The 21,501-nt window shown below is 74.2% G+C and carries 20 protein-coding genes and 1 pseudogene; 5 read left to right on the top strand and 16 right to left on the bottom strand.

The window, feature by feature from the left end; genetic code table 11:
- Positions 1 to 67 precede the first annotated feature (67 nt).
- Genes AB0K17_RS14095 through AB0K17_RS14075 form a run of 5 tightly spaced genes read left to right on the top strand, consistent with a single transcriptional unit; the run spans position 68 to position 5,079 of the window.
- Entirely contained in the window at positions 68 to 649 is a 582-nt protein-coding gene (locus AB0K17_RS14095) for a bacilysin biosynthesis protein BacA (protein ID WP_365964357.1), read from the top strand.
- Positions 650 to 657: 8 nt separating this feature from the next.
- Positions 658 to 1,941 (top strand): DUF6421 family protein, encoded by a 1,284-nt coding sequence (locus tag AB0K17_RS14090; protein WP_365964358.1) that lies wholly within the window; start codon positions 658 to 660, stop codon positions 1,939 to 1,941.
- Positions 1,938 to 2,930: a DMT family transporter gene (locus AB0K17_RS14085; protein ID WP_365964359.1), complete on the top strand. Its 993-nt coding sequence runs from the start codon at positions 1,938 to 1,940 to the stop codon at positions 2,928 to 2,930. The genes AB0K17_RS14090 and AB0K17_RS14085 overlap by 4 nt, the downstream gene beginning before the upstream one ends.
- Positions 2,927 to 4,204 carry an ATP-grasp domain-containing protein gene (locus AB0K17_RS14080; protein ID WP_365964360.1) on the top strand — a complete coding sequence of 426 codons (1,278 nt, stop codon included), beginning with the start codon at positions 2,927 to 2,929 and terminating at the stop codon, positions 4,202 to 4,204. Before AB0K17_RS14085 ends, AB0K17_RS14080 begins: the two co-directional genes overlap by 4 nt.
- Positions 4,201 to 5,079, top strand: a complete 879-nt coding sequence (locus tag AB0K17_RS14075; protein ID WP_365964361.1) for a branched-chain amino acid aminotransferase — start codon at positions 4,201 to 4,203, stop codon at positions 5,077 to 5,079. Before AB0K17_RS14080 ends, AB0K17_RS14075 begins: the two co-directional genes overlap by 4 nt.
- Before the next feature lie 121 nt (positions 5,080 to 5,200).
- Here the strand turns inward: AB0K17_RS14075 and AB0K17_RS14070 are convergent, their stop codons facing one another.
- From AB0K17_RS14070 to AB0K17_RS13995, 16 genes and pseudogenes are all read right to left on the bottom strand, one after another.
- Positions 5,201 to 5,980 carry an alpha/beta fold hydrolase gene (locus tag AB0K17_RS14070; protein WP_365964362.1) on the bottom strand — a complete coding sequence of 260 codons (780 nt, stop codon included), beginning with the start codon at positions 5,978 to 5,980 and terminating at the stop codon, positions 5,201 to 5,203.
- Positions 5,981 to 6,030: 50 nt separating this feature from the next.
- Positions 6,031 to 6,969 (bottom strand): annotated as a pseudogene (locus tag AB0K17_RS14065) (hydroxyacid dehydrogenase); the annotation flags it as partial.
- A 38-nt stretch (positions 6,970 to 7,007) separates the two neighbouring features.
- Positions 7,008 to 8,006, bottom strand: coding sequence for a 2,3-diaminopropionate biosynthesis protein SbnA (gene sbnA, locus AB0K17_RS14060; RefSeq protein ID WP_365964363.1), 999 nt, complete (start codon positions 8,004 to 8,006; stop codon positions 7,008 to 7,010).
- Between the two features lie 43 nt (positions 8,007 to 8,049).
- Positions 8,050 to 9,093, bottom strand: coding sequence for a 2,3-diaminopropionate biosynthesis protein SbnB (gene sbnB / locus AB0K17_RS14055; RefSeq protein ID WP_365964364.1), 1,044 nt, complete (start codon positions 9,091 to 9,093; stop codon positions 8,050 to 8,052).
- Between the two features lie 34 nt (positions 9,094 to 9,127).
- Entirely contained in the window at positions 9,128 to 12,604 is a 3,477-nt protein-coding gene (locus AB0K17_RS14050; RefSeq protein ID WP_365964365.1) for an amino acid adenylation domain-containing protein, read from the bottom strand.
- Entirely contained in the window at positions 12,601 to 13,299 is a 699-nt protein-coding gene (locus AB0K17_RS14045) for a DsbA family protein (RefSeq protein ID WP_365964366.1), read from the bottom strand. The genes AB0K17_RS14050 and AB0K17_RS14045 overlap by 4 nt, the downstream gene beginning before the upstream one ends.
- Complete coding sequence (gene fabG / locus AB0K17_RS14040) at positions 13,296 to 14,039, bottom strand: 3-oxoacyl-ACP reductase FabG (RefSeq protein ID WP_365964367.1); 744 nt, start codon at positions 14,037 to 14,039, stop codon at positions 13,296 to 13,298. The genes AB0K17_RS14045 and fabG overlap by 4 nt, the downstream gene beginning before the upstream one ends.
- Entirely contained in the window at positions 14,036 to 14,539 is a 504-nt protein-coding gene (locus AB0K17_RS14035) for a 3-hydroxyacyl-ACP dehydratase FabZ family protein (RefSeq protein WP_365964368.1), read from the bottom strand. Before AB0K17_RS14035 ends, fabG begins: the two co-directional genes overlap by 4 nt.
- Entirely contained in the window at positions 14,536 to 14,943 is a 408-nt protein-coding gene (locus AB0K17_RS14030; RefSeq protein WP_365964369.1) for a hypothetical protein, read from the bottom strand. Before AB0K17_RS14030 ends, AB0K17_RS14035 begins: the two co-directional genes overlap by 4 nt.
- Complete coding sequence (locus tag AB0K17_RS14025) at positions 14,940 to 16,043, bottom strand: beta-ketoacyl synthase N-terminal-like domain-containing protein (protein WP_365964370.1); 1,104 nt, start codon at positions 16,041 to 16,043, stop codon at positions 14,940 to 14,942. The genes AB0K17_RS14030 and AB0K17_RS14025 overlap by 4 nt, the downstream gene beginning before the upstream one ends.
- Positions 16,040 to 17,047, bottom strand: a complete 1,008-nt coding sequence (locus tag AB0K17_RS14020) for a thioesterase family protein (RefSeq protein ID WP_365964371.1) — start codon at positions 17,045 to 17,047, stop codon at positions 16,040 to 16,042. The genes AB0K17_RS14025 and AB0K17_RS14020 overlap by 4 nt, the downstream gene beginning before the upstream one ends.
- 32 nt (positions 17,048 to 17,079) lie before the next feature.
- The gene (locus AB0K17_RS14015) at positions 17,080 to 17,853 is read right to left on the bottom strand and encodes an alpha/beta hydrolase (RefSeq protein ID WP_365964372.1); all 774 of its coding nucleotides are present in this window, start codon (positions 17,851 to 17,853) and stop codon (positions 17,080 to 17,082) included.
- Positions 17,850 to 18,785, bottom strand: a complete 936-nt coding sequence (locus AB0K17_RS14010; protein ID WP_365964373.1) for a beta-ketoacyl synthase N-terminal-like domain-containing protein — start codon at positions 18,783 to 18,785, stop codon at positions 17,850 to 17,852. Before AB0K17_RS14010 ends, AB0K17_RS14015 begins: the two co-directional genes overlap by 4 nt.
- Positions 18,782 to 19,912: a beta-ketoacyl synthase N-terminal-like domain-containing protein gene (locus AB0K17_RS14005; RefSeq protein WP_365964374.1), complete on the bottom strand. Its 1,131-nt coding sequence runs from the start codon at positions 19,910 to 19,912 to the stop codon at positions 18,782 to 18,784. The genes AB0K17_RS14010 and AB0K17_RS14005 overlap by 4 nt, the downstream gene beginning before the upstream one ends.
- On the bottom strand, positions 19,909 to 21,174 hold the full coding sequence (locus AB0K17_RS14000; protein WP_365983100.1) for a beta-ketoacyl-[acyl-carrier-protein] synthase family protein: 1,266 nt from the start codon (positions 21,172 to 21,174) through the stop codon (positions 19,909 to 19,911). Before AB0K17_RS14000 ends, AB0K17_RS14005 begins: the two co-directional genes overlap by 4 nt.
- Before the next feature lie 53 nt (positions 21,175 to 21,227).
- On the bottom strand, positions 21,228 to 21,479 hold the full coding sequence (locus AB0K17_RS13995) for an acyl carrier protein (protein ID WP_344433767.1): 252 nt from the start codon (positions 21,477 to 21,479) through the stop codon (positions 21,228 to 21,230).
- Positions 21,480 to 21,501: the final 22 nt, after the last annotated feature.

Below are 21,501 nucleotides of genomic sequence, written 5' to 3'. Positions count from 1 at the left end.
ACCGGCCACCCGTTTCGGGGCGGCCGGTCGCGATTGCACCACTTTGCACCGCGTACGAGGGGGACCCTTGAGCCAGAACCACATCGGACCCGATCACGTCCGTCACCTGCACACACTCGGCCCGCAGGGCACCAACCTGGAGGCCGCCTCCCACGAATGGCTGCGCAGGCGCGGCATCACCGACGGCACGGTCGAGCTCCACTCGTCCATAGAATCCGCGCTCGAGGCCGTCCCCGCGGACGGGCGCCACGCCCTGACCGCCTGCGCGGTCTACCCGGCCCTGCACACGCTCGTCTTCGGCAATCTGCACCGGCTGCGCATGGTCGACAGCTTCGTGATGCCGACGCACAACATGGTGCTCGCCTCCACCGGTGCCCGGCGCCCCGCCTCGGTGGCCTCGCACCCGGCGCCCAAGGGGCTGGTGCCCGAGGGCGCACGCATCCGCGAGGTGCTCAGCAACTCCCAGGCCGCCATCGACTGCGCCGAGGGCCTGGTGGAGGGCTGCATCACCACCATCGTCGCGGCGCAGGCCCACGGCCTGGAGGTCGTCCGGGACTTCGGGCCGGTGCCCATGGTCTTCACCGTCCACCAGGTCCTGGCCGCCGGCGAGCCGGCGCAGCAGGACCGCGTCCTGGAGCCGGCGCTGTGAACGCCCCGGTGAGCACGGCCCCCGCCGCCTGCGTCGCGCCCGTCGCGCCGGACCTCCTGGCCGAGGCCGAGGAGCTGCAGCGCACCCTGATCCCCCTGGTCGACCGCTTCCGCACCCGCCAGGGCGACGACGGCACCGTCGCGCACCCCACGCCCGAGGACCGCGAGCTGCTGCTGGCGGTGCGCGAGCAGGCCTGCGCCTGGTACGCCCGGCACGGCCTGGCCCACCGGGGCGACGCCCTCGCGGCGGACGTCGACGGCTGGCTGGCGGCCGGTCTGGACACCCCGCCGCACTTCGCCCGCTCCCGGGACGCGCTGGAGGCGCCGGCGGACGGCGAGGCGGTGTTCTTCCTCGCCCCGCTGCAGTCGACCAACAGCGCCCCGCCCGTGGGCAAGCGGCTGGAGCTGTTCTTCGCGCTGCGCAAGGAGCCCGAGGCGCTGCCCGCCCTGGCGCTGACCCACCCGCACCCGAAGAACAACTGCCAGTCGCTGGTGCTGATCACCGGCAGCGCGGGCCTCACCGAGGGCAACTGCATCGTCTTCTTCCCCGAGAACGTGGCCGCGCACGACAAGGTGCGCGAGCAGCCCTACGCCATGTTCTTCTACAACAAATTCCGCAGGATCCACGAGACGTACGCACTGCCGGGCGCCGCGGCCGTGCTGACGCCCGAATCCCTGCCGCGCGCCTCCACGGGCCTGGCGGCGGACGTGTGCTTCGAGGCCCGCGCGATCTGGGGCTATCTGCACGACTCGCTGCACTACCAGGGCTCCTGGCCGTTCGACCAGCACATCTCCTTGAAGATGAACTGGTTCGTCGGCCTGCTGGAGGAGATCAAGGTCGATGCCAAGACCGTGCTGACCTGCATCGACGACGACATCCCGTACGCACGGGAACTGATGGCCATGGTGCTGCTGGAGCGCATCTTCCGCTATCCGCAGGCGGACGACGCCACCCGCAACTTCGACTCCGGCACGGGCGTCCTGCTCTACTCCTGGCTGCGCGAGCACGGCGCGCTGACCGGCTCCCCGGCCGACGGCGGGCTGCTGCACCTTCACGAGGCCAAGGCCCTCGATGCACTGCGGGCGTTCGTCGCGACGGTCGAGCGCCTGGAGGACGAGGTCACCACCGACGAGGAGTACAAGGCGGCGGCCAAGGCCCTGGTGCGCACGTACCTGCCCGTGGGCGCGGAGAAGCAGCGCTACGCCTTCACCGAGGACCAGCGCACCCTGCTGCGCGCCAAGGGCGGCCTCGACCGGCTGCCGGCCCTGCGGTTCGGAACGGCCGAGTGGTGAGTGACGGTCCCAAGCAGGGCGGGGCGCTCGTCGTCCCCGCCCTGTCCGCGCTCATGGTGCTCCTGCTGGCCGCCGGCTGGCTGATGTCCGGCCGCCTGGTCAGCGACGCGCCCCCGCTGGCGGTGGCCGCGGGCCGCACCGCGGCCAGCTTCGTCACCCTCGTCGTCGTCGCGGCGCTGCGCCCGCGCGCCTGGGCCGACGTGCGCACCGGCAGCCGACGGGTGGGCGCGGTGGCGGTGCTGGCGTTCCTGGGCTTCTTCGCCTACTACACCGGCACCCTGCTGGGCATCGGCCGCATCGGGGCCTCCCGGGTGGGTCTGATCGTCTCGCTGCTGCCCTGCCTGACCTTCCTCATCGGCATCACCGCCTTCCGCGAGCGCTCCAGCCTGCGCAAGGCCCTGGGCACGGTGGTGGCGGTGGCCGCGGCCCTGGGCTACGCGGCGGCCGACGGTCATGCGTCGAAGACGGTGAACGCGACGGGCAGTTCGCTGCTGACCGGCGCACTCTTCGCCCTGGGCGGCACGTTCGCGTACGCGGTGTACGGCTACGTCTACCGCCACCGCATGGCCGACGTCTCGCCGCTCGCGGCGCTGCCGGCCGTCACGGGCGCGGGCACGCTCATGCTGGGGACGGCGGCCGCCCTCCTCGCCCCCCTGAGCACGGTCTCCTGGGCGGACTGGGGCGGGATCGCCCTGCTGGGGGCGGTGCTGACCGCACCGGTCTTCCTCATCTCCCACCAGCTCATCCTGCTCAAGGGCCCGCTGTTCACCTCGGCCCTGGCCCTGGTCGTGCCCTTCCTGGTGCGCCTGGGCGAGTGGGCCCTGGGCTGGGCCGGCGCTCCCGGCCCGCTGCCCGTCGCCCTGATCTGCCTGTGCTCGGCCGGCGTGTGGCTCACCGTCGGCGGGAAGGCTCCCGCTCCCTCCCCTGCCCGGGCGCCCGCCGGCGCGCACGGGAAGGACGCCGCCCTCCACGAACAAGGAACGTCGTGAACGCCGCGAACACCGTGAACCCCGCCCAGCCCACCGTCGTCCTCGTCTACCAGCGCACCTCGCTGCCGTGGGTGTTCGACAGTGCGCAGCGCGCCGGCATCCGCCTGGTGCTGGTGCCGCGGCCGGACGAGACCGTGGAGCCCGACCGGCTGCCGGCCGCGGTCGCCGACGTGCTCCCGCTGGATGTGGAGGGCGACCCGGCCGGCGCCCTGGCGGCCCTGCAGCAGTACCACCACGAGCACCCGTTCGACGGGATCACCACCCTGTACGACCCGGCCGTGCCCTTCGTCGCCGGGGCGGCCCGGGCGCTGGGGCTGCCCGGCATCCCCCCGTCGACGGCGGCCGGCGTGCAGGACAAGCGCCTGATGCGCGAGCGGCTGGCGGCGGCCGGACTGAACGTGCCCCGCTTCCTCAAGCTCGACGACGGCGCGCCGGCCGACGCCGCCGACCTGGACTTCCCCGTGGTCGTCAAGCCGGCCCACGGCTACTCCAGCCTCGGGGTGACCCGGGCGGAGGACCCCGGGCGGCTCGCGGCCGTGGTGGCCGAGGTGCGCGAGGTCTGCCGCGGGGTGCTGGGCGCGGAGCCGGCGCTGGTCGTCGAGGAGTACCTCGACGGGCCGGAGTACGCGGTGGAGTCGCTCGCCCACCGCGGCGAGGTGACGGTGCTGTCCATCGGCTACAAGGGCGAGCCCAAGGGCCCGTACTTCGAGGAGACCGTCTACCGCGCCCCCGCGGCCCTGCCGCCCGCGGTGCAGGAGGCCGTGGTGCGCGAGGTGACCGCCGCGCACCGGGCCCTCGGCGTCACCGACGGCCCCACCCACACCGAGCTGCGCCTGCGCGGCGGCACCGAGCCGTACCTGCTGGAGATGGGCGCCCGCGTCGGCGGCTCCGGCGTCTCCCACTACATCGCCTCGCACGTCACCGGCGTGGACCTGGCAGCCGACGCGCTGCGCGTCGCCGCCGGCCTGCCGCCCGCCTGCGCGGGCGCACCGGTCACCGCCGTCGGCGCGGCGGCCAACTACATCGTGCCGTGCGGCGGCCACGGCCGCATCACCGCGATCCACGGCCTGGACGCGGTACGGGCCGACCCGCGCGTCGACCACGTGGTGCAGATGCTGCACCCCGGCGACGTCGTGCGGCCCTACCCCGACTTCACCGGCTACCCGGCCTTCGTCCTCTCCCGGCACGCGAGCACCGCGGAGGCGGAGGAGTTCCACCGGCACCTGGAGAGCGCGATCCGCATCGACTACGCGCCCGAGGAGAGCACCCGATGACCACCCCCCTCCCCTTCGACGACCGCGACGGCCTGATCTGGCTCGACGGATCGTTCGTCCCCTGGCGCGAGGCGCGCCTGCACGTGCTCACGCACGGCCTGCACTACGGCGGCGGCGTCTTCGAGGGCATGCGCGTGTACGGCGGGCGCATCTTCCGCCTGGCCGAGCACTCGCGGCGGCTGGCCGCCTCCGCCCGCGAGCTGGGCTTCGCCCTGCCCTTCGAGCCGGCCGAGCTGGACCGGGCCGCCGAGGAACTCGTGCGGCGCGCGGGCATCGCCGACGGCTACGTCCGGCCGGTCGCCTGGCGGGGCAGCGAGCAGCTGAGCGTCTCCGGGGCGGGCACCTCGGTGCACGTGGCCGTCGCCGCCTGGGAGTGGCCGAACGTCTTCTCCTCCGCCGCGCGCGAGCGCGGCATCGCCCTGGGCACGTCCAAGTGGCGCCGCCCCGCGCCCGACACCGCGCCCGTGCGCGCCAAGGCCGCGTCGCTGTACAACATCTGCACGCTGGCGCGGGACGCGGCCGAGGCGGACGGGTACGACGACGCCCTGCTGCTGGACTACCGCGGCTACCTGGCCGAGGCCACCGGCGCCAACCTGTTCCTCGTCGTCGACGGGGCCCTGCACACGCCGCTGGCCGACGTCTTCCTCGACGGCATCACCCGGCAGACCGTCATCGCGCTGGCGCACGAGGCCGGTATCGCGGTGCACGAGGGTCACCTGGCGCCCGAGGTGCTGGAGCGGGCCCAGGAAGTGTTCCTGACCGGCACGGCGTACGAGGTGCAGCCGGTACGGGCCGTCGACGGCAGGCCGTACGAGGTCGGGCCGGTCACGCGGCACCTGGCGGATGCGTACGCCCGCCTGGTGCGGCAGGGCTAGCGCCCCGTAGGGGCGCGGGCGCGGGGCAGCGTTCGATCTGCGGGCAGTCGCCGCACCACCCCCGCAATCTGCGGGTAGTCGCCGGCTGATCGCGCAGTTCCCCGCGCCCCTACGGGGCGCTCTAGCCCGCCACCAGTTGGTCGGACAGGGCGGCGACGAGGGCCGTGCGTTGCTCGACGAGGTAGAAGTGGCCGCCGGGCAGCACGTCCAGGGTGAAGCCGCGCGGTGCCACGTCGGCCCAGGCCGCCATGTCGGCGGGCGTGACAGCGGGGTCCTCGTCGCCCACGTAGGCGTGCACGGGGCAGCCGACCGGCACGGCGCTGCGCGGGCCGTAGGTGCCGACCAGGGTGAAGTCGGCCCGGATGGCGGGCAGGAGCAGCTCCACCAGGTCGGGGTCGTCCAGCAGCGCGTCGTCGGTGCCGCCCAGCCGGCGGACCTCGGCGATCAGGGCGGCGTCGCCCTCGGTGTGCAGGGGCCGGGGGGTCAGCCGGTGCGGGGCCTTGCGGCTGGAGACGTGCAGGGCGGCGGGGCGCACCCCGTGCCGGCTCTCCAGCCGCAGTGCCAGTTCGTACGCCAGCGAGGCGCCCATGCTGTGGCCGAAGAGGGTCAGCGGCACGTCCAGGAAGGGCAGCAGTGCCGCGGTGACGCTGTCGGTGAGCTCGGCCATGTCGTCGATGCAGGGGTCGGTCATGCGGTCGTGCCGGCCGGGGTAGCGGGCGACGAGGACCTCGGTGTCGTCGTCGAAGGCCGCTCCCCAGGAGTGGAAGAAGCTGGCCGAGCCGCCGGCGTGCGGCAGGACGAGCAGTCGTCGGCGCGGCGCGGCCGTCACCGCGTAGCGGCGGAACCACCGGATGCTGTCGGTGCTGTGCATGCTGCCGGCCTCCGTCCGTGCGGCGCTCATCGGGCGTACTCCATCGGCTGTGCGCCGGCCGTGGCCATCAGGGCGGCGAAGTTGACGGCCTCGGGCACGGGCAGTCCGGTCAGGGCCCGTCGTACGGCCGTGGCCACGCCCACCCCGGCGCGCTCCTGCGCCTCGGCGGTGCTCGCGCCGAGGTGGGGGGTGACGACGACGGTGTCCAGGGCGAACAGCGGGGAGTCGGTGCACGGTTCGGTGGCGAAGACGTCGAGGGCGGCGCCGGCGACGCGGCCCTCGGTCAGCGCCCGGTACAGCGCGTTCTCGTCCACGATGCCGCCGCGGGCGGCGTTGACGATGCGTACCCCGGGCTTGACGCGGCGCAGCGCGGCGGGCCCGAACAGGCCCGCGGTCTGCGGGGTGCGGGGCAGGTGGACGGTGAGGAAGTCGGACTCCGCCAGCAGTTCGTCGAAGGTGACCGGCAGGGCGCCGGCGTGGGCGGCGCTGGCGGGGGTGATGTAGGGGTCGTAGGCGAGGACGCGCATGTCGAAGGCGGCCATGCGGCGGGCCACGAGCGTGCCGATGCGGCCGAGGCCGGCGATGCCGAGGGTCTTGCCGGCCAGTTCGGTGCCGCCGAAGCGGCTGCGGGCCCAGTGGCCGGCGGTGAGGGAGGCGTGGGCCTGCGGGATGTGGCGGGCGAGGGCGAGCAGCAGGCCGGCGGTGTGCTCGGCGGCGCTGACGACGTTGGCGTCGGGCGCGTTGACCACCAGGATCCCGGCCCGGGTGGCCGCGTCGACGTCGACGTTGTCCAGGCCCACGCCGGCCCGGGCGACGACCTTCAGTCGGGTGCCGGCGGCCAGGGCCCGGGCGTCGAGCCGGGTGGCGCTGCGTACGAGCACGGCGTCCGCCCCGGGCAGCGCGGCCCGCAGCGCCCGCGGGTCGGCGCCGGTGCAGTGCCTGATCTCGAAGCCGGGGCCCAGGGCGGCGAGCGTGGCCGGGGAGAGCTCCTCGGCGATCAGCACCACTGGCTTGTCCATGACGTGTTGGCCTTTCGTGTGGGGTGATGCCTCGGCCGTCAGCTGGTGACCAGCTCGGCGGGGGTGGCCGGGATCCCGGCGTCCCAGGTGCGCGGGTCGCCGAAGTGCCGCTCCACCCACTCGGGGTCGTAGAGCGAGTCGAGGTAGCGGTCGCCCTGGTCCGGGGAGAGGGCCACGGCGGTGAGGTGCTCGTCGCGCGGGCGGCCCGCGAGCCAGCGCAGGGCCCCGCTGACGACGGTGCCGGTGGAGCCGCCGAAGAGGAAGCCCCGGCGGGCCATGGTCTGGCAGCACTCGAGGGTGTCGCGTTCGGGCACCATCACCACCTCGTCGACGAGGCTGGAGTCCAGCAGTTGCGGGCGCACGCCCGCGCCGAGCCCGGGGATGTAGCGGGGCACGGCGGGGCCGCCGAAGGTCACCGAGCCGATGCTGTCGACGGCGACGATGCGCACGGGCCGTTCCTGCTCGCGGAAGTAGCGGGCGAGGCCCATGAGCGTGCCGGTGGTGCCGGCGCCGACGAAGAGCACGTCGAGGTCGGGGAACTGCCGGGCGATGGCGGGTCCGGTGCTGCGGTAGTGCGAGAGCCAGTTGTGCGGGTTGACGTACTGGTTGAGCCAGACGTAGCGCGGGTCGAAGTCGCACAGCCGCTGGACGTAGTCCAGCCGGGCGCCGAGCAGGCCGCGCTCCTTGTCGGGGCGCGAGATGACCAGGACCCGGGCGCCGAAGGACTCCATCAGCCGCTTGCTGGCCGGGTTGCAGCGCGAGTCGGTGACGCACAGGAAGCCGTAGCCCCGGTGCGCCGCGATCATGCTGAGGGCGACGCCGAGGTTGCCGGAGGAGGACTCCACGAGCACGTCGCCGGGCTTGAGCAGGCCCTCGCGCTCGGCGGCGAGCACCATCCCCAGGGCCGCCTTCAGTTTGACGGAGCCGGCGAGGTTGATGCCCTCGTACTTGAGGTAGAGCGGCACGTCGAGGACCGGGCGCAGGTCGACGAAGACGTCGTCCGCGTTGATCTCGTAGGGGGCGGTAATGATCGTCACGGGATCACCAGTTCCCTGGGGGTCGGTACGGATCGGGCCGCCGCTAGCCGGTGGTGCGGCCGTAGCGGTCGGTCTCGTGGAAGAAGCCCTCGATGTGGGCGAGCCGGCCCTCCTCGCGCAGCCGGTCGTGCACGTAGCGGCCCAGCGCGATGTCGAGGACGCCCAGGCCGAAGGGCGAGAAGACCACGGGCCGGTCCGCCGGCAGCTCGACGCGGCCTTCGAGGACATCGAAGAGGGTGCCGTCGATGAAGTCCCGGTTGCCGGTGAGCTGTTCGGCCAGGTGCGGGGAGGTGTCGGCCTTCAGGCAGTGCTCGACGTCGTCGAGGATGTTGGTGGAGGCCAGCAGGATCTCGGGGGCGAGGTCGCGCAGCGAGACGTTGAGCACGAGCGGGTTGTGGGAGAACCAGGCGGGGTCGTGCACGTGCGGGCTGCCCGCCACGGTGGCGAAGACCACCAGGTCGCTGGCGGTGATGAGCTCCTCGGCGCTGTCGTGCACCACGACCGGGGCGTCGCCGGGGGCGGAGGTGAGGTAGTCGGCGAACGCCTCCGCGTGGGTCGCGGACAGGTCGTGCACGCCCAGCTCGTCGAAGGTCCAGCCGCTGGCCTGCAGGTAGTGGTGGACGTAGCGGGCGATGAGCCCGGTGCCGACGAAGCCGATGCGGCGCGCTCGCGCGCCACGGCTGAGCCGGTCGGCCGCCAGCGCCGCGGAGGCGGCGGTGCGGGAGGCGCTGATGATGGAGCTCTCCAGGCACGCGAACGGGTAGCCGGTGACGTGGTCGTTGAGGATGAGCACGGCGGAGGCGCGGGGGATGCCGGCCGCGACGTTCTCGGGGAAGCTGGAGATCCACTTCAGGCCGTCGGTGGGCTTCTCGCCGCCGACGGAGGCGGGCAGGGCGATGATGCGGGCGCTGGGCCGGTCGGGGAAGCGCAGGAAGTACGAGGGCGGGTTCACCGAGCTGCCGCGGCCGTGCAGCGTGTAGACCTCCTCCACCAGGTCGAGGACCTGCTTCTCGTGGCCCGTGAGGACGTCGGCGACCTGTGCGCCGGTGATGACGGCGAAGGGCGGCACGAGGGGCTGGGGGGACATGACGTGCTCCATCTGTGGGTGGGTGTGCGGTGCGTCAGTCGAGGGCGGGTACGGTCACGGGGTCGCCGAGCATGACGGCGATCTCGCGGCGGCCCTCGTAGGGCTCGCGGCTGTGGGCCATGCGCAGGTTGTCCACGACGAGCAGGTCGCCGCGCTGCCAGGCCTCGCGCAGGGTGTGCTTCTCGTAGACCTCGTTGATGGCGAGCACGGTGTCCTCGTCGAGCGCGGAGCCGTCGCCGTAGCGGCTGTTGAACGGCAGCCCGTCGTCGCCGAACTCGAACTTCAGGTACTCGCGGATCACCGGGTCCAGCGTCCACTCGTTGAGGAAGGCGATCTGGTTGAACCAGGCCCGCCGGCCGGTGACGGGGTGGGTCAGCACCGCGGCCGCGCGCTGGCGGGTGCGCAGGTCGCCGCCCGGACGCCAGGTGCAGCTGATGCCGCGCTCGGCGCAGTACGCCTCGATGCCGGCGCGGTCGGCGGTGCCGAAGGACTCGGCGAGGGAGACGCCGACGGTCTCGGTGTAGTTGCGGTCGAGCAGCCAGCCGAGCTTCTCGAAGCGGGCCACGAGGCCGGCGGGCAGCGCCTGCAGGGCGTCCTGGGAGTCGGCGACCCCGGTGACGCCGCCGGACTCCGGTGCCGTCAGGCAGGCGAAGAGCAGCGTGCCGGGCACCTCGCGGGCGTAGGAGAGCTCGTGGTGCATGCACATGGGCTGGTCGGCCGGCCACTCGGAGGAGGAGTACACGCCCTCGGCCAGTGCCTGCCGGGTGGCGAAGCCCTCGCGTTCGGTCATCACCTCGTGCAGCAGCGCCCGGCCCACGCGGCCGACGGTCTGCGCGTCGGTCAGGCCCAGGCCGCGCACCAGGAGGGCGCCGTGCTCGGCGACGGTCGCCTGCAGCCGGGCGCGGTGCTCGGCCGCCCAGGCGGCGGGGTCGGCCGGTGCGGGGCCGTCGAGGACGAGCACGGCGGGCCGGCCCTCGGTGCGCACCACGTCGAAGGGAGCGGTGGCGTCGTCCGTGGTGCGCGGCGCGACGGTCGCGGTGGCGGGGGCGGTGGCGTGCGTCGTACGGGCCGCCGGGGCCGCCGTCTCCTGCGCGGGGGCGCCGGCCTCCTGCACGGGCGCGCCGTCGAGCAGGGAGGCGAGCGCGGTCAGCGTGGGGTTGCGCCGTACGTCCTGCAGGGTGAAGGCGCGGGCCATGCGCACGACGAGCTGCACCGCCGACAGGGAGGTGCCGCCGCGGTCGAAGAAGTCGTCGTACCGGCCGATCTGTGCGACGGGCAGCTTGAGCACGGCGGCCCAGGCGTCGGCCAGGCGGCGCTCGGCGTCGGTGCTCGGCGGCTCGTACGCCACCGCGGCCTCGGGAGCGGCGAGTTCGGCGGCGAGGGCGGCGAGCGCCCGCTTGTCGGTCTTGCCGTTGGGGGTGAGCGGCAGCGCGTCGAGGCGTTCGAGCCGGCCGGGGACCATGTAGGGCGGCAGCGTCCGGGCCAGGCTGCGGCGCAGCTCGTCGGCGGGCAGGTCGGAGCCGGTGTGGAAGCCGACCAGGTGGCGGCCCTCGTCGGGGCTCTCGACGACCACGACGGCGCTGTCGCGCACGCCGGGCAGGCGCAGCAGCTGGTTCTCGATCTCGCCGATCTCGATGCGGAAGCCGCGGATCTTGACCTGGGCGTCGCGCCGGCCGAGGAACTCCAGGGTGCCGCCGGGCAGCCAGCGACCGAAGTCGCCGGAGCGGTACAGGCGCTGTCCGGGGCGGTGGGGGTCCTCGCCGAAGGCGGCGGCGGTGCGCTCGGGGTCGTTGACGTACCCGCGGCCGACGCACACGCCGGAGAAGACGATCTCGCCGGGGGCGCCGAGGGGCACCGGGCGCAGCTGTTCGTCGACGACGTAGACGCGGGCGTTGGCGACCGGCCGGCCGAGGGGGACGGAGTCCCACACGGGGGCGGCGGTCATGACCTCGTGGTTGGTGTCGTCGGAGGTCTCGGTCAGGCCGTAGGCGTTCATCAGGGCGATGTGCGGGAAGCGCTCGAACCAGCGCACGGCCAGTTCCTTCTTCAGCGCCTCGCCGGTGACGGACACGCAGCGCAGGGCGGGCAGGGCGCGCGGGCTCTCCTCCAGCCGGGCCAGGACGACCTCCAGGTAGGAGGGGACGGCCTGCAGGACGGCGACCTCGCCGCGCTCGATCGTGTCGAGGTAGCGGTCGACGTCGAGGATGGCGTCCTGCTCGACGATCAGGGTGCGGCCGCCGACGACGAGGGCGGCCAGCAGCTGCCACAGGGAGATGTCGAAGGACTGGGGGGCGGTCTGGGCCACCACCTGGCCGGCGGCGATGCCCTGGTCGTCGATCTTGGCGTAGAGGTGGTTGACGAAGCCGGCGTGCTCGCACATCGCGCCCTTGGGCTCGCCGGTGGAGCCGGAGGTGAAGTACAGGTACGCCAGCTGGTCGGCGGCCACGGGCACGCCGGGGTCGGTGGCGGGGCGGTCCTCGGCCAGGCCGGCGGCGACGGTGAGCGTGGGCAGGTCGTCGGGGGCCGCGAGGCGCAGGTGCGTGGTGCTCGCGTCCTCGGTCAGCACGAGCCGGCAGCCGCTGCGCCGCAGGGTGCGGGCCATGCGGTCGACGGGGGCGGCGGGCTCGATGGGCAGGTAGGCGGCGCCGGCCTTGAGGATGGCGACGACGGCCGTGAGCCAGTCGAGGTTGCGTTCGGTGACGACGGCCACGATGTCCTCGGGGCCGATCCGGCGGGCGAGCAGCGCGTGGGCGAGGCGGTTGGCGCGGGCGTTGAGCTCGCCGTACGTCAGGGTGGTGCCGGCGTGCTCGGCGGCGACGGCGTCGGGGCGGGCGGCCGCCTGCTCCTCGAACAGCTGGTGGAAGCGCCGGTCGGGCACCGGGCGCACGGGGCCGGCCAGTTCGTGGATCTGGTGGTGGTGCTCCTGCGGCGTCAGCAGGCTGCGCTCGCGGACGGCGGAGGTGGGGTGCTGCGTGAGGTGGTCGAGCGCCGTGAGGTGGTAGCCGGCGATGCGCTCGGCGGCCTCGGCGTCGAGGACGTCCGTGCGGTACCGCAGCAGCAGCGCGGGGCCGGTGGGGGTCAGGCGCAGCACGGCGGCCAGGACGGTGCCGGGGTGCGGCTCGGGCAGGGCGCCCTCGGGGTGGGCGAGGTCCAGGGCGGTCTCGAAGGCACCGGCGGCCGGCTCGCCGGCGGCGGCGCGGGCGGCGCCGGCCAGCAGCTCCTCCCAGGTGCCGCCGTCGGCGGTCAGGGCGAGCGGCCGCAGGGCCCCGCCCGCGGCGGGCGGTGCGTAGCCGGTGAGCACGGTGCTCTCGCCGCCGAGGGTGGCGAGGACGGCGGCGTGGGCGGCGAGCAGGACCGGGCCCCAGCCGGTGCCGGTGCGCCGGGCGAGCAGGCGGACGCGGGCCGCGAGCCGGGCGGGGACGGGCACGGTCACCTCGGCCCAGCGGGCCTCGGTGGTGCCGGGCACCACCCGGCGGGGTACGAGCCGCTGGGGGGCTGCGGTGGTGGTCATGGCGTGCTCCCTTCGGCTGCCTGGGCGGCGTAGGGGGTGGCGGTGAAGGGGGCGTCGCTGATGCCGTCCCACTCCTCGCCGCGGACGGCGGCGACGAACGCGGAGACGCGCTCGGCGCCCCAGAACGCCTCGCGGCCGTTGAGGAAGAAGGGGACGCCGAAGGCGTCGTCGTGGTAGGCGGCGATCAGGCAGGCGACGCCCTTCAGGCGCAGCACCGGGTCGTCGACGGCGTCGCCGAGGGAGGCGGGAAGGCCCAGGTCGGTGGCGATGGCGGCGATGGTGGCGCGGTCGGACAGGTCGCGGCCCTCGTGCCAGCGGGCGCGGTAGGCGAGGTCGACGAACTGCCGGCCGCAGCCGGCCTCCTCGGCGGCGATGTAGGCCAGGTGCGCGACCTCCCAGTGCGGGTCGCGGTCGACGGGCCAGGTGACCTGCCAGCCGCGGGCGTGGGCCCAGCGGCGGGCGTCGCGCAGGATGTAGAAGTTCTTCGAGCGGTGCATGGGCATGACCGGGAGGGTGACCCCGGCCTCGTCCAGCAGGCGGGTGGACTCCTCGTCGGGCTCCCAGTAGGGGATCCACTCGATCTCGTCGAGGACGTCGGGGTGGTTCTCGCTCAGGTCGCGGTAGGCGAACCACGAGTAGGGGCTGCGCAGCGAGAAGTACCATCTGGGGTTCTTCTTGCGCCGTCCGGTGCTCACAGGGATATCCCCCCGTCGATCTGGAAGACGGATCCGGTGATGTAGCCGGCGCGTTCGCCGGCGAGGAAGGCGACGAGCTCGGCGACCTCCTCGGCGGTGCCCATCCGGCCGAGCGCGACGCCGGCGAGGGCCGCCTCGCGCTGCCGCTCGGGGACGGCGGTGACCATGTCGGTGTCGACGAAGCCGGGGGCGACGGTGTTGACGCGCACGCCGTAGCGGCCGGTCTCCTTGGCCAGGGAGCGGGAGAAGCCGATGATGCCGGCCTTGGTGGCGGCATAGTTGGTCTGGTTGGCGTTGCCGTAGATGCCGGCGACGGAGGAGATGTTGACGATGCTGCCGCGGCGGCGCTTCATCATGGCGAAGGCGGCGGCGCGGCAGACGTGGAAGACGCCGTCGAGGTTGGTGGCCACGACCGTGCGCCACTCCTCGTCGCTCATCAGCACCAGGCCCTTGTCGCGGGTGATGCCGGCTGAGGTGACGGCGGTGTCGAGGGCGCCCAGTTCGCTCTCGGTGGCGCCGACCCAGGCGCGGACGGCGGCGCCGTCGGCGACGTCGACGCGGTGGTGCAGGACGCGGGCGCCCAGTGCCTTCGCCTCCTTGGCGACGAGGTCGGCGGCGTCCTGGTTGGAGTGGTAGCAGAAGCTCACGTCGTAGCCGTCGGCGGCGAGCTTGAGCACGACGGCCCGGCCGATGCCGCGGGAGCCGCCGCTGACGAGCGCCACGGGCCTGTTGTCGGTCATCGGTCGGCCTTCCTTACGGGGTTGGTTGCGGGCGCCTCGGGGCGCAGCAGGGTGGCGGGGCGGAAGGCCATGACCATGCTGGAGACGGTCATGACGGTCTCCTCGCCGCGGTGGCTGGTGCCCTCGAAGACGACGGAGTCGGCCAGGGCCCTGCTGATGCGGACGCGGTGTTCGAGGACGTCGCCGGGGTGCACGGGCAGATGGAAGACGGCGTCGGCGACGGAGCCGAAGAGCATGACCTGCCCCTGGGGGGTGTCGGCCATGGCGGAGGCCAGCAGGCCGGCGCTCTGGCCCCAGGACTCGACGAGCAGGGAGCGCGGGTAGTCCAGCGGGGCGCCGGCCGGCAGCCGGTCGTACCAGGGCTCGTTGAGCGTGACGGCCTTGACGGCGCGGATGCTGCTGCCGGGGACCATGTCCAGGACGCGGTCGACGAGCAGCATGGGGTAGCGGTGCGGCAGCAGGTCGGTGACCTGCGGCAGGGTGGGGGCGGCGGCGGTCACCGGGCGTCTCCTTCGGTCGCGAAGCGCAGCCGTACGGAGGCGGCCCTGCCGCGCTCGGTGGTGGCGGTGGCGCGGCAGACCAGACCGGCCGGGGTACGGCGCCAGGCGAGGTCGAGGGCGAGCGTGTCGCCGGGGTAGACCGCGCCGGCGAAGCGGGCGGACTCCACGGCGGCGAGGTCGCCGGCGGCGGGGGCGGCGGGGCCGTCGGTGGCGGCCCGCTGCACGCATTCGAGGACGCAGACCCCGGGGAAGATGGGGAAGTCGGGGTAGTGGCCGGCGAAGACGGGCTCGTCGGGGCCGATCTCGGCGCGGGCGCTGCTCGCCAGGCCGTCCTCGGTGCGGGCGAGCACGTGCACGTCGGCGCGGACGGGGCTTGCGCCGCGCACGGGCAGGGGGGTGCTCATCGGCCCACCAGCCTCAGGACGGCGCAGGCCAGGGAGCCGTCGCGGTCGGCGGAGGTGATGACGGCGACGCGGCCGGCGGCCGCGGGGTCGTCGGCGGCGGTGGCCAGGACCATGGCGATCTGGAAGGAGCCGGAGGCGGCGGAGACGTCGCCGATGCGGGCGACGGCGGGCACGCGGCCCAGCGCCTCGGTGCCGCAGATCTCCTCCAGCACCTCGTGCTCGAGGTGGCCGAGGCGGCCGGGGGCGTCGCCCGGGGCGGCGGCCCAGACCTCGGTGGGGTCGGTGCCGGCGGCGGCCAGGGCGTCGCGCACGCAGTCGGCGAGGACGTCGCGGACGCGGGCGCCGGTGGCCACCCGGCTGCGCACGGCGAGGACTTCGGCGAGCGGCGGGCGCTCGGGGGTGTGGGTGCCGGCGGGCTGGACGAGCAGGACGGCGGCGCCCTCGCCCAGGGGTACGCCGGGGGCCTCGGCGCCCCGGCTGTGCTTCTCCAGCCAGTAGCGGGCGGCGGAGTACTCCTCGGCGGCGGCGCACAGCACGGTCTCGGCGCGGCCGGAGGACAGCAGGCGGGTGGCGTAGTTCAGGGACAGCAGCCCTGCGGCGCGGCCGCCGGCGAGGGTGGTGTTGGGGCCCTTGATGCCGTACCAGATGGCGCACTGGCCGGCGGCGCAGTTCATGACGGCGTTGGGCATCACGGCCGGGTCGACGTCGTAGGGCCGCTCGCCCTGCAGGGAGCTGCGGGTGAAGTCCATCATGCTGGCCGCGCTGCCGGTGGTGGTGGCCAGCACCAGGGCGGCGCGCTCGCCGGTCTCGCGCTCCTCGACGCTGCCGGGCTGCTTCAGCAGGGAGCCGACGGCGGCGACGGCGAGGCCGGTGACGCGGTCCATGGAGCGGGTGCCCTTCTTTCCGAGCACCTCGCGGGTCTCGAAGCCGGGCACGAGGTGGGCGCGGGTGGTGGGCACGCCCCAGCGTTCGGTGTCGACGGGGGCGACGGTGGTGCGCCGGTCGCGCAGCCCCTCGGTGAACGCCTCGGCGCCGATGCCGTACGGGGAGACCGCCGACCAGCCGGTGATGACGGCGCGGGCGGGTGCGGGGGCGCTCATGCCGCCGCCTTGCGGGGCGTGGACAGGGCCGCGAGGGTGGCCTCGTCCATGTCGGCCATCTCCCACTGGTTGGGGGCGGTCTCGGTGAGGTAGCCGTGGGTGATGGTGCCGGTGGCGGTCTTCACGAGCTGTCCGTCGCGCAGCACGTAGCAGTCCATGCGGTGGGTGTAGAGCAGGGACTTGAAGATGTTCTCCACCGTGTAGACGGTGTAGAGCTCCTCCTCCATCAGCGTCTCGTCGAGGAGTTCGATGCGGGACTGGGTGACCACCGGGATCCAGCCGCGGCCGTCGAGGACCTGCTTGATGGCCAGGCCCCGGTCGGCGAGGAAGAGGTCCTCGGCCTCCTCCATGATGCGCAGGAAGCCGGACATCTGGACGCGCTCGTTGAAGTGGCAGTAGAAGTACGGCATCCGCCAGCGCCAGCCGAAGGCGTTGGTGTCGCCGACGAGTTCGGCGAGGACGGGGTCGGCGGTGGTGCCGCGGCCGGCGGTGAACTCGCCGTACGGCAGCGGGGTGGCGGCGACGTCCCGGCGCTCGCCGGTGCCCAGGCGGGCGGTGGCGAAGCGCTCGAGCCCGGCCGGCCAGGGCTCCTCGGCCTTGATGTGGTCGTCGATGCGCAGGGCCACCCGGACGGTGGAGCCGGCGCACTTGACGCGCTTGCCGTCGCGCTCGACGAACATCTCCACCTTGAAGCGCAGGCGGTCCTCGCCGTCCTTGGTGGCGGGGGTGACCCGGGCCTCGACCTCGTCGTCGACGGCCAGCAGGGCGCCGAGCCGGGAGTGGACGTCGACCACGTCGAAGCCCAGGCCGTGGCGCCGGTAGAGCTCGCCGGCGCTCAGGCCGGCCTGGCGGAAGTGGTGCAGCACGGCGGCTTCGGCGAGGTAGCTGATGTGCTTGAAGCCGATGGCGAAGCTGATGTTGTTGCCTTCGAAGCCGGGGCGCAGCCGCCCCGTGGTGGGGTTCTCCAGCAGTGCCGTCACGGCGGGATGGGGCGTCGGGCCCATCACGGACTCCTTCTCGTCGGGCGTGGGGTCGTTCAGATGCCGGCCGCCGGGGCGGCGGCGGGCAGGGGGACCGGGGCGGGGCCCACCCGCTCGGCGAAGCCCTGCACGGCGCCGGCGAACCAGGCGGGCCTCTCGAGCATCGGGAAGTGGCCGCAGCCGGGCTCGATCAGTGCCCGGCCGGCGGGCAGCCGGGCCGCCAGGTGGCGGGCCTCGGCGACCGGGGCCGAGCGGTCCTGCTCGCACCCGATCACCAGGGCCGGGGTGTTCACCTCGGCCACGGGCAGCAGCGGGGTGCGCAGGTACGCCTCGAAGAAGCGGAGCCAGCCGTAGGGTCCGATCCACTCGGTCATCCGGCGTGCCATGTCGGCCAGCAGGTCGGCGTCGATGGGACGGCCGGTGGTGCGCAGGCGGATGGACTCGGTCATGGTGCGCGGGAAGTCGTCCAGGGTCGGCGCGATCATGTTCCAGTGGAAGTCGTCCGCGTCGCTGCGGTAGAAGGGGTTGACCAGGACGACGCCGGCGACGGGCAGCGGGTCGCCGGCCGCGGCCCGGCGGCTGAGCAGGTCCAGCAGCACCACGGAGGCGAACGAGTGGGCCACCACGACGTCGGCGCCGCCGGGCACCGCCTGAAGGACGTCCTGGAGGCGGGCGGCCGAGTCGCTCTCGTGGCGCCAGGCGGCGATGCCCTCGCTGTGCCAGGGCAGGCGGGGGGTGTGGACCTCCGTCCCCGGCCGCCAGTGGGCGGCCAGGGGCGAAAAGATCATCTCGTTGTTGCCCAGGCCGTGCAGCAGGACCACGCGCGTCATGCCGCCTCCTGCGGGGCGAGCAGGGCCGCGCCGGCGCCGCCGGCCAGGGCGTAGACGGGCCCGGGGCGGCCCTGGGCGAACCAGCCGGCCGCGGCGGCGCACTGCACGATGCCCAGGGCGCCGGAGAGTTCGCCCCAGCCGTCGAGGGCGAGGTGCTCGGCGTCGCCGGGCACGGCCCGGCCGTCGCCGGCCAGCCACATCCGGCCGCCGGGGGCGCGCCGGCCGAGTTCGCCGGCGGTGCCGGCGGGATCGGCGGTGCGCACGACGGGGCCGAGCAGGGCCTTGACGGGGGCGGTGGGCGTGCGGGTGACGACGAGGGCGGCGCCGCCGTCGGCGACGGGGCCGCCGACCAGGCGGCGGGTGACCTCGTTGTCGGGTTCGACGCCGGTGACGAGCATGTGGTCGGCGCGGCCGGAGCGGACCATCAGCACCGCCCAGCGCACGGCGTCCAGGCCGGAGCCGGTGCCGTTGCAGACGGTGAGGTTGGGGCCGCGCAGGCCGTAGCGGATGGCGGTCTCCGAGGCAATGATGTTGCTGGAGGCGTTGGGGGTGTCCATGGGGCTCAGGGCGCCGGTGGACTCCTTGGCGATCGTCTCCACGGCCCGGCAGACGGTGTCGGCGTTGCCGAGGTTGGAGCTGACGACGACTCCGATGCGGTCGCCGGGCACGGTCAGGTTGCCGTCGGCGAGCAGGCCGGCGTCGGTGAGCGCGGCGTGGGCCAGGTGCAGGCCCACCTGGGTGGCGCGGTCCTTGAACCGCAGGCCCTTTTTGCCGATGCGCTCGGCCGCGTCCACGGGGGGCGCGCCCTCGGGGACGGGCCGCAGCAGGTCCCGGGGGTCGGCGGCGCCGGGCAGGGCCACCGCCACCCCGCTCACGGCCACGTCGGTCACGGCGGCCCCGGTCACGGCGGCCTCGGTCTCGGCGGTTGTCATGCGGCACCTCCCACGATCGCGACGGCGTTGACGCCGCCGAAGCCGAAGCTGTTGACCTGCGCGGTACGCAGCGGCGCGGTCAGCGGCCGGTCGGTGACCAGGTGCAGGTCCGCGCCCTCGGGCAGCGGGTCGGCGAGGCCCGCGATCGGCGGCACGACGCCCGAGCGCAGCGCGGACAGGGCCGTGACCAGCGCGAGCAGGCCGGCGGAGCCCGAGGTGTGCCCGGTCAGCGACTTGATGCCGGTCAGCGCCGGCCGGCTGCCGGCGAAGACCTCGGAGGTCACGAGCGCCTCCGTACGGTCGTTGAGCGGGGTGCCGGTGCCGTGCAGGACGACCAGGTCGATGTCGGCCGGGGTCAGCCCGGCCCGCTGGTGGGCCTGGCGCACGGCCGCGGCGACGCCGCCCGGCTCGGGCGCGGTCTGGTGGTGGGCGTCGCAGTTGACGGCCACCGAGCGCAGCCGACCGTGCACCGGGCGGCCGGCGGGAGGATTGCGGGTGAGCACGACGGCGGCCGCACCCTCGCCGAGGATGGTGCCCCGGCGCTCGTTGTCGAAGGGGCGCACGGCGGGCGGCGGGTCGAACTGGACGCGGTCGGCCTGGCCGAACATCGACTCGGTGACCACGTCGCAGCCGGCCACGATCACCGTCTCCGCCTCGCCGAGCTCCAGCAGGTCCCAGCCGAGGGCCAGGGCGTACAGGGAGGCGGAGCAGGCGCCGGCGAAGGTGTGGGTGTCGACGGCCCCGAAGCGGTGGCGCAGGGCGGCCTCGAAGTGCAGGCCGTCGGCGCCGAAGGGGACGCCGTCGCGCCACCACAGCTCCAGCGAGCGCAGCTCGCGCAGGCCGGTGCCGACCAGGACGGGGATCCCGGCGAGGTCCTCGCCGAGCCCGGCCTCCTCGGCGGCCTGGGCGACGGCCTCGACCAGGAAGCGGGTGGCCCGTCCCGGCTCGTCCACGCCGTCGGCGGGCCGGTCGTCGATCTCGAAGAGCTGCTGGGCGTTGAAGCGGTCGCGGTCGAAGGCGCGCAGCGGCGCCAGTCCGCTGCGGCCCTCGCACAGGCTGCGGAAGATCTCCTCGGGCGCCGCCCCGATGCTGGCGACGGCTCCGGTGCCGGTGATGGCGTACGTCATGCCGCCGCCTCGGCGCGGTCGCCGGCGGTGTACTTGCCGAGGATGACGATGGCGTTGTTGCCGCCGAAGGCGAGGCCGTTGTTCTGCACGACGCGCAGGTCGGCGTCGACGGCGTGGTTGGGCACGCAGTCGATCTCGCACTCGGGGTCGGTGCGGTGGTGGTTGATGGTGGGCGGGATGAAGCCGTGGGTGATGGCCAGGCCGCAGGCGATGGCGCCCAGCGCGCTGGCGGCGCCCATGGTGTGGCCGAGCATGGACTTGAGCGAGATGGTGCGCGGGGTGGCGGCGCCGAAGACCTTGCGGATGGCGCCGGCCTCGGTGATGTCGTTGGCCTTGGTGCCGGTGCCGTGCGCGGAGATCAGGTCGACCTCCTCCGGCTTCACGCCCGCGTTGTCCAGGGCCAGGGCCATGGCCTGGGCGACGCTGTCGCCGTTGGGGGCGACCTGGTGGTAGGCGTCGCAGTTCAGGCCGTAGCCGAGGACCTCGGCGTAGATGGTGGCGCCGCGCGCCAGCGCCGAGTCCAGGCTTTCGAGGACCAGGACGCCGGCGCCCTCGCCGGTGAGGATGCCCTTGCGGTCGACGTCGAAGGGCTGGCAGCACTCGGGGGCGATGGTGCCGAGCCGGTAGAAGCCGGTGAACGTCTTGCGGCACATGGCGTCGGCGCCGCCGCACAGGGCGTACTCCACCTCGCCCGAGCTCACCGCGTCGAAGCCGTAGCCGATCGCGTAGTTGCCGGCGGAGCAGGCGGTCGCGATGGTGGGCGCCTCGACGTCGGTGAGCTCCAGTTCCTGGGCGATGGTGGTGGACAGCCGGGCGGCGGAGACCCGGCGCACGATCTGCGGGTCCATCCGCTCGGGGCCGTCGGCCAGTTCGGCCGCGACCAGCCGGTCGAGCTCGTAGGACTCGCCGTCGGTGGTGCCGACGGAGATCAGGCCCCGCCGGCCGGCCAGGTCGGCGGGGTCCAGGCCGGCGTCCTCGACCGCCATCCGCGCGGCGGCGACGGCGAAGCGGCTGGCCCGCCCCAGCTCCTCGACCGGGGTGCGCGAGATCCACCGCTCGGGCTCGAACCCCTTGACCTCGCACCCGTTGACATGGGCGAAGCCCTCGACGTCGAACACCGATATCGGGCTGACCCCGCTGCGGCCGGCCCGCAGGCTGGCGGTGAACTCCTCGGCACCGATGCCGATGCTGGATATGACGCCGAAACCGGTGAGCACCACCCGGCGTCTCCCGGCTGCGGCACCGGGGCGTTGTGCGGACATGCTGTTCCCCTTCAGACCTTCGGACCTGCGGATCGGCGGCAGCGTGCGCCGGGTCAGCGGACGGGGGCCTCCGCGACGACCTGGTAGACGCGCTCCAGGTTGACCATCTGGGCCAGTTCGGACTGGTCGATGCTGATACCGAACTCCTTCTCCAGGGAGGCCAGGATCTCGATGGCGCGCAGCGAGTCGGCGCCGTGGTCCTCGATGAAGAGGCTGGTGTCCGTCACCTCGTCCTCCTCGAGCTCGAGGATGTCGCAGACGATCTCCTTGACGGCGGTGCGGCGCTCATCGGTGAGGGTCGACATGATGGTTTTTCTCCTTGACAGC

It is taken from the genome of Streptomyces sp. NPDC049585 (assembly GCF_040675615.1).
In the GTDB taxonomy this organism is placed as follows: Bacteria; Actinomycetota; Actinomycetes; order Streptomycetales; family Streptomycetaceae; genus Streptomyces; species Streptomyces luteosporeus.
This window is presented reverse-complemented; position numbering and strand designations above follow the sequence as displayed.

Bases quoted from the DNA above. Each gene is read 5' to 3' on its own strand.
- AB0K17_RS14075 (WP_365964361.1), top strand. From the start codon at position 4,201: ATGACCACCCCCCTCCCCTTCGACGACCGCGACGGCCTGATCTGGCTC.
- AB0K17_RS14070 (WP_365964362.1), bottom strand. From the start codon at position 5,980: ATGAGCGCCGCACGGACGGAGGCCGGCAGCATGCACAGCACCGACAGC.
- sbnB (WP_365964364.1), bottom strand. From the start codon at position 9,093: ATGTCCCCCCAGCCCCTCGTGCCGCCCTTCGCCGTCATCACCGGCGCA.
- AB0K17_RS14050 (WP_365964365.1), bottom strand. From the start codon at position 12,604: ATGACCACCACCGCAGCCCCCCAGCGGCTCGTACCCCGCCGGGTGGTG.
- fabG (WP_365964367.1), bottom strand. From the start codon at position 14,039: ATGACCGACAACAGGCCCGTGGCGCTCGTCAGCGGCGGCTCCCGCGGC.
- AB0K17_RS14030 (WP_365964369.1), bottom strand. From the start codon at position 14,943: ATGAGCACCCCCCTGCCCGTGCGCGGCGCAAGCCCCGTCCGCGCCGAC.
- AB0K17_RS14025 (WP_365964370.1), bottom strand. From the start codon at position 16,043: ATGAGCGCCCCCGCACCCGCCCGCGCCGTCATCACCGGCTGGTCGGCG.
- AB0K17_RS14020 (WP_365964371.1), bottom strand. From the start codon at position 17,047: ATGGGCCCGACGCCCCATCCCGCCGTGACGGCACTGCTGGAGAACCCC.
- AB0K17_RS14015 (WP_365964372.1), bottom strand. From the start codon at position 17,853: ATGACGCGCGTGGTCCTGCTGCACGGCCTGGGCAACAACGAGATGATC.
- AB0K17_RS14010 (WP_365964373.1), bottom strand. From the start codon at position 18,785: ATGACAACCGCCGAGACCGAGGCCGCCGTGACCGGGGCCGCCGTGACC.
- AB0K17_RS14005 (WP_365964374.1), bottom strand. From the start codon at position 19,912: ATGACGTACGCCATCACCGGCACCGGAGCCGTCGCCAGCATCGGGGCG.
- AB0K17_RS14000 (WP_365983100.1), bottom strand. From the start codon at position 21,174: ATGTCCGCACAACGCCCCGGTGCCGCAGCCGGGAGACGCCGGGTGGTG.
- AB0K17_RS13995 (WP_344433767.1), bottom strand. From the start codon at position 21,479: ATGTCGACCCTCACCGATGAGCGCCGCACCGCCGTCAAGGAGATCGTC.